Origin of the sequence: Chitinophaga sp. (assembly GCF_035761305.1) — a bacterium.
Taxonomy (GTDB): domain Bacteria; phylum Bacteroidota; class Bacteroidia; order Chitinophagales; family Chitinophagaceae; genus Chitinophaga.
In genome coordinates this window covers 1-8,076 of record NZ_DASTRI010000187.1, presented here as the reverse complement: position 1 = coordinate 8,076, position 8,076 = coordinate 1, and the positions used below count along the sequence as shown (strand labels likewise).

The 8,076-nt window shown below is 50.6% G+C and carries 6 protein-coding genes; all 6 read left to right on the top strand.

The window, feature by feature from the left end:
• A partial coding sequence (pheT, locus tag VFS25_RS16280) for a phenylalanine--tRNA ligase subunit beta (RefSeq protein ID WP_326463228.1) occupies positions 1 to 2,067 on the top strand: 2,067 nt, incomplete at its 5' end.
• A 10-nt stretch (positions 2,068 to 2,077) separates the two neighbouring features.
• Positions 2,078 to 2,386 carry a hypothetical protein gene (locus VFS25_RS16275; protein WP_326463227.1) on the top strand — a complete coding sequence of 103 codons (309 nt, stop codon included), beginning with the start codon at positions 2,078 to 2,080 and terminating at the stop codon, positions 2,384 to 2,386.
• A 25-nt stretch (positions 2,387 to 2,411) separates the two neighbouring features.
• Entirely contained in the window at positions 2,412 to 2,705 is a 294-nt protein-coding gene (locus VFS25_RS16270; protein ID WP_326463226.1) for a cell division protein ZapA, read from the top strand.
• A gap of 273 nt (positions 2,706 to 2,978) precedes the next feature.
• On the top strand, positions 2,979 to 4,544 hold the full coding sequence (gene rny / locus VFS25_RS16265) for a ribonuclease Y (protein ID WP_326463225.1): 1,566 nt from the start codon (positions 2,979 to 2,981) through the stop codon (positions 4,542 to 4,544).
• Positions 4,545 to 4,656: 112 nt separating this feature from the next.
• Positions 4,657 to 5,283 (top strand): DUF1080 domain-containing protein, encoded by a 627-nt coding sequence (locus tag VFS25_RS16260; protein WP_326463224.1) that lies wholly within the window; start codon positions 4,657 to 4,659, stop codon positions 5,281 to 5,283.
• Positions 5,284 to 5,674: 391 nt separating this feature from the next.
• A partial coding sequence (locus VFS25_RS16255; RefSeq protein WP_326463223.1) for a TonB-dependent receptor occupies positions 5,675 to 8,076 on the top strand: 2,402 nt, incomplete at its 3' end.

Sequence of the window (8,076 nt, the reverse complement as noted above, 5' to 3'; positions counted from 1 at the left end):
ACCCCGGCCCGTGAAATATTTAAGCCCGTACAGGACTGGGTATACGAAATAGGGCTTACCCCCAACCGTATGGATGCCATGAGCCATATAGGCGTAGCCCGCGATGTATGCGCCTATTATAATAACCTGGAAAATACCCGCCGTTACCAGGTAAAGCTGCCCGTAATACCGGAGCTGCCTAAAGCGGCCGCGCCACTAGCCATTAGCGTAAGTGTGGAAAACACCGCTGCCTGCCCCCGCTACGCCGGCATTTCCATTACCGGGGTAAAAACCGCCCCTTCACCGGAATGGCTGCGGAATAAGCTGCTGGCCATTGGCGTACGGCCTATTAATAACATAGTAGACATTACCAATTTTATATTACACGAAACCGGGCAGCCCCTGCATGCTTTTGACGCCGATGCCATTACCGGCGGCAAAGTGATTGTAAAGAACCTGCCCGCCGGAACAACGTTTGTTACGCTGGATGGGAAAGAACGCAAGCTGGATGCCGCAGACCTTATGATCTGTAACGGCAATAGCGAAGGCATGTGCATAGCCGGCGTATTCGGCGGCCTGCACTCAGGCGTAACCGACATTACGCAAAACATATTCCTGGAAAGCGCCTGTTTTAGTCCTGCCGGCATAAGGGCCACCTCTTTCCGCCACGGGCTGCGTACCGATGCCGCCACCCGGTTTGAGAAAGGCGTGGATATATCCAACACCGTATTTGTGCTGCAGCGCGCCGCCGCGCTTATTTGTGAGCTGGCCGGCGGAAAAATTGCATCCGAAGTAGTGGACGTTTACCCTCAGCCCAGGCCCAAAGCAGCCGTTACAGCTACCTGGACCTACATCAAAAAGCTGAGCGGCAAGGAATACAGCAAAGAAAAGATCAGCAATATATTAAGCAGCCTGGGTTTTGACATACTGGAAACAACCCCGGCCCACCTGCAGGTAGGCGTGCCTTACAGCAAACCGGATATTTCCATTCCCGCCGATATTGTGGAAGAGATTATGCGTATTGATGGCCTGGATAATGTAGATATTCCTGCCCAGGTGCTCATTACGCCGGCTATTACCGCCAAACCGGATCGTGAGCGCATACGTGAAAAAATTGCCGGCTACCTCGCGTCCAGCGGTTTTAATGAAATATTTACCAATTCTATCACCAACAGTAAGTACTTTACACCGGAAGTGCTGGAGCGTACGGTTAAAATGATCAACAACCTCAGCGCCGACCTGGATGTAATGCGCCCCTCTATGCTGGAAACCGGCCTGGAAAGCGTAGCCTACAACCTGAACCGCAAAAATGAGGACCTGCTGTTCTTTGAATTTGGTAAAACCTATGCTACTACCGGGCAGGGAAAATACCAGGAAACAGAACATCTTTGCCTGTACCTTACAGGGCGTAAAAGACCGGAAAGCTGGCTGTACCAGGCAGCCCCGGTAGATTTTTACTTCCTGAAAGGCTACGTGGGCAATATACTGGCCCAGCTGGGCATACGCCAGCTGCAGTGGGCCGAGCTGGAAACTAAAGCAAATGAACCCGCTAAAAAGGCAGAAATGCTTGTTCCGAAACCGAACGGCAGGGAAATAAAAGCTGATACTTTCAAACATGTTGAAGGCCTTGAATATACCTGGCAGATAAAAGGCAACGGCCAGCCCCTGGTGCAGCTGGGCGCCGTATCAGCCGCCAAGCTGAAACAGTTTGACATAAAGCAGCCCGTATGGTTTGCAGATATTAACTGGCAGGCTGTTTTAAACGCCCTGCCTAAAAAAGATACTTTTTACGCCGAAATTCCTAAATTCCCGGCTGTACGCCGCGATCTGGCCCTGGTGCTGGACAAACAGGTACGGTTTGCCGATGTGGAAGCAGCTGCGCGCACCGTGAAATCCGCGCTGCTGCAACATATTAACCTGTTTGACGTTTTTGAAAGCGAAAAGCTGGGCGCCAATAAACGCTCCTACGCAGTAAGCTTTACTTTCCAGGACACGCAGAAAACGCTTACAGACAAGGAGATAGATACGGTAATGGATAAACTGGTAAAAGCTTTTGAAACACAGCTGCAGGCGCAGATAAGAAAGTAGCAGGTATTCAATGGCCCTCGAACAACACATACAACGCATTGAAGAAAAGCTGTACCAGCTGCTGAAAAAGCTGCAGCAGGTGCAGGCAGAGAATGTATGGTTGAAAGAGCAGCTGCAGCATCACCAGCACGAGGTGCAGGCGCAGCAGCAAACCATTACCCAGCTGGAGCAAAAGCTGCACCTGGCCAAAATAGCAACGGTGGCGGCAGGCCCCCCTGCCTCACCGGAAGAGGATGAGGATTTTAAAAAGGAAATGCGCAGCAAAATCAACGACTATATAAAGGAAATAGACCGCTGTATAGCATTGTTGAACAGTTAGCGGGGAAAAATGTTAATTAGTAGTTATGGAACAGCTGATCCCTGTAAACATAGTGGTGGCCGACCGTTCTTACCGGATCAAGATAAAACCGGAAGAAGAGGAAGCAGTACGCCGCATCATGAAAGAGGTAAATGACAAGATCATCGAGTTCAAAACCGCTTATGCCGGTAAAGACCTCCAGGATTATATTGCCATGGCGCTGATCATGTATGCTACCCACCCGGTTACCAGCGGCGGCAAAGCCCAGGCAGAAGTTGGCCCTTTTTTACAGGAAAAGTTACAGAAGCTGGAGGCTCTATTGGATGAGCAATTGAAATGATGTGCTTTTTTAGCGGGTTGGATTTATTTGAAAAAATACAGTACCAGGGAGTAATATAAACTTATTTCAACCATTTATAATCAACTGAAATAAAGCAGCTTAATTACTACCGTTTCGTTAAAGAAGTTGTAAAACAGGCGGTTTACGCCGTTCTGTATACCCGCACATCACACATCTGCCCATTATTTTTGTATTTTCGCGCGTCAAGTTCTACCATCGCCTGGGAAAGGCGATGAGCAGGACTGCAATATATATTAATTTTAAATTTTTTGTATGGATACAACTGTAATAACAGCAATAGCCGCGGTGGTGGCATTGGTCATTGGAATTGTGTTAGGTAAGGTGATTTTTGCCAAAAACACGCAGCAAAAGATACAGGAAGCAGAACAGCAGGCTCAAAAGATTATAAGTGATGCCCAGATCAGTGCTGAGAACCTGAAAAAAGACAGGCTGCTGGAAGCCAAAGAAAAATACCTGCAGCTGAAAAGCGAGCATGAAAAAGAAGTGCTGCAGCGTAACCAGAAGCTGGCCGATGCGGAAAACCGCATTAAACAAAAAGAGCTGAGCCTGAACCAGAAGAACGAGCAGCTGCAGAAACAGGTACAGGAAAATGAAGTGATCAAGGAAAACCTGAACCGCCAGATGGAGCTGGTAGCCATTAAACGCAACGACCTCGAAAAGCACCAGGAAGAGCATATACGCCGCCTGGAAAAAGTAGCCGGCCTTACCGCAGAAGAAGCAAAGCACCAGCTGGTGGAAAGCCTGAAGGAAGAAGCCCGCAGCCAGGCCCTGGCCCACATCCAGGAAATTATTGAGGACGCCAAGAGCAAAGCCAATAAAGAAGCGAAAAAGATCATCATACAATCTATCCAGCGTACAGCCGCAGAGCAAACCATTGAAAATGCCATTACGGTCTTTAACCTGGAAAGCGATGAAATTAAAGGCCAGATCATTGGCCGTGAGGGCCGTAACATCCGCGCCATTGAAGCCGCTACCGGCGTTGACCTGATTGTAGACGATACCCCGGAAGCCATTGTGCTCTCCTCTTTCGACCCGCTGCGCAGGGAAATTGCACGCCTGTCGCTCCAGCGCCTGGTGCAGGACGGCCGTATACACCCTGCCCGTATTGAGGAAGTAGTGGAAAAAACCAAGAAACAGCTCGAAGAGCAGGTAATGGACATTGGCGAAAGAACCGTTATTGAGCTGGGCATACATGGCCTGCATAAAGAGCTGGTACGCCTGGTAGGCAAAATGCGCTTCCGCTCGTCCTATGGCCAAAACCTGTTAATGCACTCCAAGGAAACCGCCAACCTGTGCGGTGTTATGGCGGCTGAGCTGGGCCTGAACCCGAAGCTGGCAAAACGCGCCGGCCTGCTGCACGATATTGGTAAGGTGCCCGATGAAGAAACAGAGCTGAGTCACGCCCTGCTGGGCGCCAAGCTGTGTGAAAAATATGGCGAGCATGCTGCTGTGGTAAACGCCGTAGGCGCCCACCACGATGAAATGGAAATGCAGTATGTGATCTCTCCCATTGTACAGGCATGCGATGCTATCAGCGGCGCCCGCCCCGGCGCACGCCGCGAAATTATGCAGAGCTACCTGCAACGTATCAAAGACCTCGAAAACCTGGCCCTGGCGCACGAAGGCGTTGAAAAAGCCTATGCTATACAGGCCGGCCGCGAGCTGCGCGTGATAGTGGAAAGCGATAAGGTAACCGACAATGATGCCGACCGCCTTTCCTTTGATATTGCCACCAAAATACAAACAGAAATGCAGTACCCCGGACAAATCAAAGTAACGGTGATCCGTGAAAAACGCGCCGTGAACGTAGCCCGGTAATTGCTAAAAAGGATAATTAAAAAAGTCCCGTTCCAAATGCAGGAGCGGGACTTTTTTTTGTCTATATTAAGGCATTGTGAAACACTAACTCCTTCATTAATTGAGCAACAACATGAAAAAATTCCCGTCTTTACGCTGCTACCTGAGCACAGGTATGCTGTTTATGCTATTGTTATGCCTCGCCACCAGCACCCGGGCGCAGAAAACCCAGGCCTTATTCAACGGCAAAAACCTGGATGGCTGGAAAATTTACGGTACGGAAAAATGGTATGTGGACAATGGCAACCTGGTATGTGAAAGCGGGCCGGATAAAGAATACGGCTACCTCGGTACAGAAAAGGATTATAAAGATTTTGAGCTGACGGTAGAATTTAAGCAGGAAGCCAACGGCAACAGCGGCGTATTTTTCCACTCCAGCATAGAAGGCACCAAAATCACTGGCTGGCAGGCCGAAGTAGCGCCTCCCAATATGCATACCGGCGGTATTTACGAGTCATACGGGCGCGGCTGGCTGATACAGCCTGCTGCTGAAAAGGAGCAATACCTGAAAATGGGTGAATGGAATACCATGAAAGTGCGGGTAAAGGGCAACCAGGTAACTACCTGGCTCAACGGACATGAAATGATCACGTTAACTGATGATAAAATTGGCGCCCGCACCGGGCAAATAGCCCTGCAAATACACTCCGGCGGCGGCATAAAAGTGCGGTGGCGCAATATCCGCATCCGTACGTTGTAACCGTTATCAGGTGGTTTACCTTCACGGGCCGGTAATAATTGAAGGCGGTGATGTAACCCGTATGTTTTTAACGGCCCACTGCCCCCGACAGGCGGTGGGCTAAAAACCGTTTAACAGCATACAATCATTATCCCGCGCAGATGATCTGCATTAGCTTTAACAGCCTGCAAACCGCTATCAGCAAGCTGTTCCGTGGGATAAGTCCGGTACGCTGTTTTTTTACTTTATTTTTGCAATCGTTTGCATTTTCCCCATATTTAGCTATCTTGGGTATAGACTGTTAAATAGTGTTAAAGCCATAAATCTTTTTGAAACCGTAAATCTTTTGAAACCTGTATTAAGGCCATAAATCTTTTTTAAAACCGTCAACCGCTCAACAAACTCACACGCTATGAAGAACTTGTTAAGAACAGGGGGGCTATTGCTCCTGCTGTTGTGCCAACACCTCATCATCCGCGCACAAAACATCACCATTCACGGAACAGTAACCGATGCCAAAACCGGCGCTCCGCTGCCGGGGGTAACTGTAGCTGTAAAAGGAAAATCTACCGGCGCTCAAACCGATGCGCAGGGCGCCTACAGGCTGCAGTTGCCTGGCGGCGCCCAGGGTACCCTGGTATTCTCTTTCATAGGCTACCTTTCGCAGGAGGTACCCGTTAATGGCCGCTCTACCATTGACATTCAGCTGGCAGAAGATCTCAAAAAGCTGGAGGAAGTAGTGGTAGTGGGCTACGGCGCCCAGAAGAAAAAGGATGTAACCGGCGCCATTGCCTCCATTAATTCAAAGGCCATCCAGGAAGTATCTGTTACCAACCCGCAGCAGGCGTTACAGGGCCGCGTAGCCGGTATAGATGTGCTCATTAACAGCAACAAACCCGGTGATGAGCCCCGCGTGCGGGTACGCGGCAACCGCTCCATTACAGCCGGTAATGACCCGCTGTATATTGTGGACGGCATACCATATGCAGGCAACCTCAATGACATTAACCCTTCCGACATTGCCTCCATGGACGTGCTGAAAGATGCATCCGCCACCGCCATTTACGGCTCCCGCGGCGCCAACGGCGTTATACTGGTAACCACCCGGCGGGGGCATACGGCAACGCCTACCCGCGTTACCTACAATGCCGACTATGGCATTATCAACACCCTGGGCAGAACCGATATGATGGATGCCGGTCAATATATTGCCATGCGCCGCGAAGCTAACCGCACCATTGGCAAGTACAATGATAACAATCCCGACTCGTCCGATGCCGCCATCTTCAACGCCACGGAATATGCGAATGTGAAGCGGGGCGTGAATACCGACTGGCAAAAGCTGATGCTGTCGTCCGGCTGGCAAACCTCCCATAACCTGGGCATATCCGGCGGGTCGGAAAAAACAAAATATGCCGCCAGCCTGGGATATTTTAAGCAGCAGGGCGTGTTAAAGCTGCAAAGCTACGAGCGCTATAATATTCATGTGAACCTGGACCAGGAGATCAGTAAACGCGTTCGTGCCGGCGTATCGCTGCTGGGCACTTACAGCAAGCGGGAAGGCGAAACCTATAACGGTATGAGCGCCGCATTAAAAATGCTGCCCATTGCCGACCCGTATGATGAAAACGGCAACCTTATTACCCTGCCCACCGGCGATAGCCAGCAGCCCAATCCCCTGCTGGATTATGTGCCCGGTAACCGGGTAGAGGACCGTACCCGCTTCCGCCTGTTCACCAGCCTGTATGGTGAGGTGGACATCATGGACGGGTTAAAATACCGCCTGAACGTAGGGCCGGACATACAGCAAAGCAACTATGGCCTTTTCCAGGGCAAAAACAACACTGACCTGCTGATAGGCGGCGGCGATGCTATTGCCCAAAAGAACAACTACACCGTACTGGCATACACGGTAGAAAACCTGCTGACGTATAACAAGGTGATACACGAAAAACATAACATCGGCATTACTGCCCTGTACAGCGTGCAGCGCCAGCGGGAAGACTCTACCAACTCCGGCGTAAGGGGCATTCCTGTAGAAGCCCAGCAGTACTATAACCTGGACGATGCCGGTAATGTAACCGCACTGGGCAGCCAGCTGGGCACCTGGACCATCCTCTCCTACATGGGCCGCATTAACTACGGGTTTGCCGACCGCTACCTGGTAACCCTTACCCTGCGTGCAGATGGCTCCTCCCGCTTTGCGCCCGGCAAAAAATGGGGCTATTTCCCCTCCATAGCCCTGGCCTGGAACATGACCAATGAAGATTTTATGAAATCCGTTACCTGGCTCGATAACCTGAAGCTGCGCACCAGTTACGGTAAGATCGGCAACACCGGCATTCCGCCCTATGCCACGCAGGGCGGGCTGCTGCGCTCTCCCTACTCCTTTAACAACAAAGGGGTGCTGGGCTACCAACCCAGCCTGCTGCGCAACCCGGACCTCACCTGGGAAACCACCACCTCTGTAAATGCAGGGCTGGATTTCAGCATATTCAAAGGCCGCATCAGCGGTAGTGTTGACTGGTACCGCCAGAAAACCACCGACCTGCTGTTAAACAGGCTGCTGCCTATCAGCAACGGCTTTGGCTCGGTGCTGGTAAATATAGGCTCTACCCAAAACTCGGGTTTGGAAATAGCCTTGTCTACTTCCATCATCCAAAACCCTAACGGTTTTAACTGGGGTATGGACCTGAATTTTTTCACCAACCGGGAAAAAATACTATCCCTGGGCAATGGCAGCAAAAGCGATCCTGGTAATGCCTGGTTTGTTGGCCAGCCTATAACCGTGTATTACGATTACCAGAAAATCGG

Excerpts from the sequence above, each read along its gene's own strand:
- VFS25_RS16275 (WP_326463227.1), top strand. The coding sequence starts at position 2,078 with ATGGCCCTCGAACAACACATACAACGCATTGAAGAAAAGCTGTACCAG.
- VFS25_RS16270 (WP_326463226.1), top strand. The coding sequence starts at position 2,412 with ATGGAACAGCTGATCCCTGTAAACATAGTGGTGGCCGACCGTTCTTAC.
- rny (WP_326463225.1), top strand. The coding sequence starts at position 2,979 with ATGGATACAACTGTAATAACAGCAATAGCCGCGGTGGTGGCATTGGTC.
- VFS25_RS16260 (WP_326463224.1), top strand. The coding sequence starts at position 4,657 with ATGAAAAAATTCCCGTCTTTACGCTGCTACCTGAGCACAGGTATGCTG.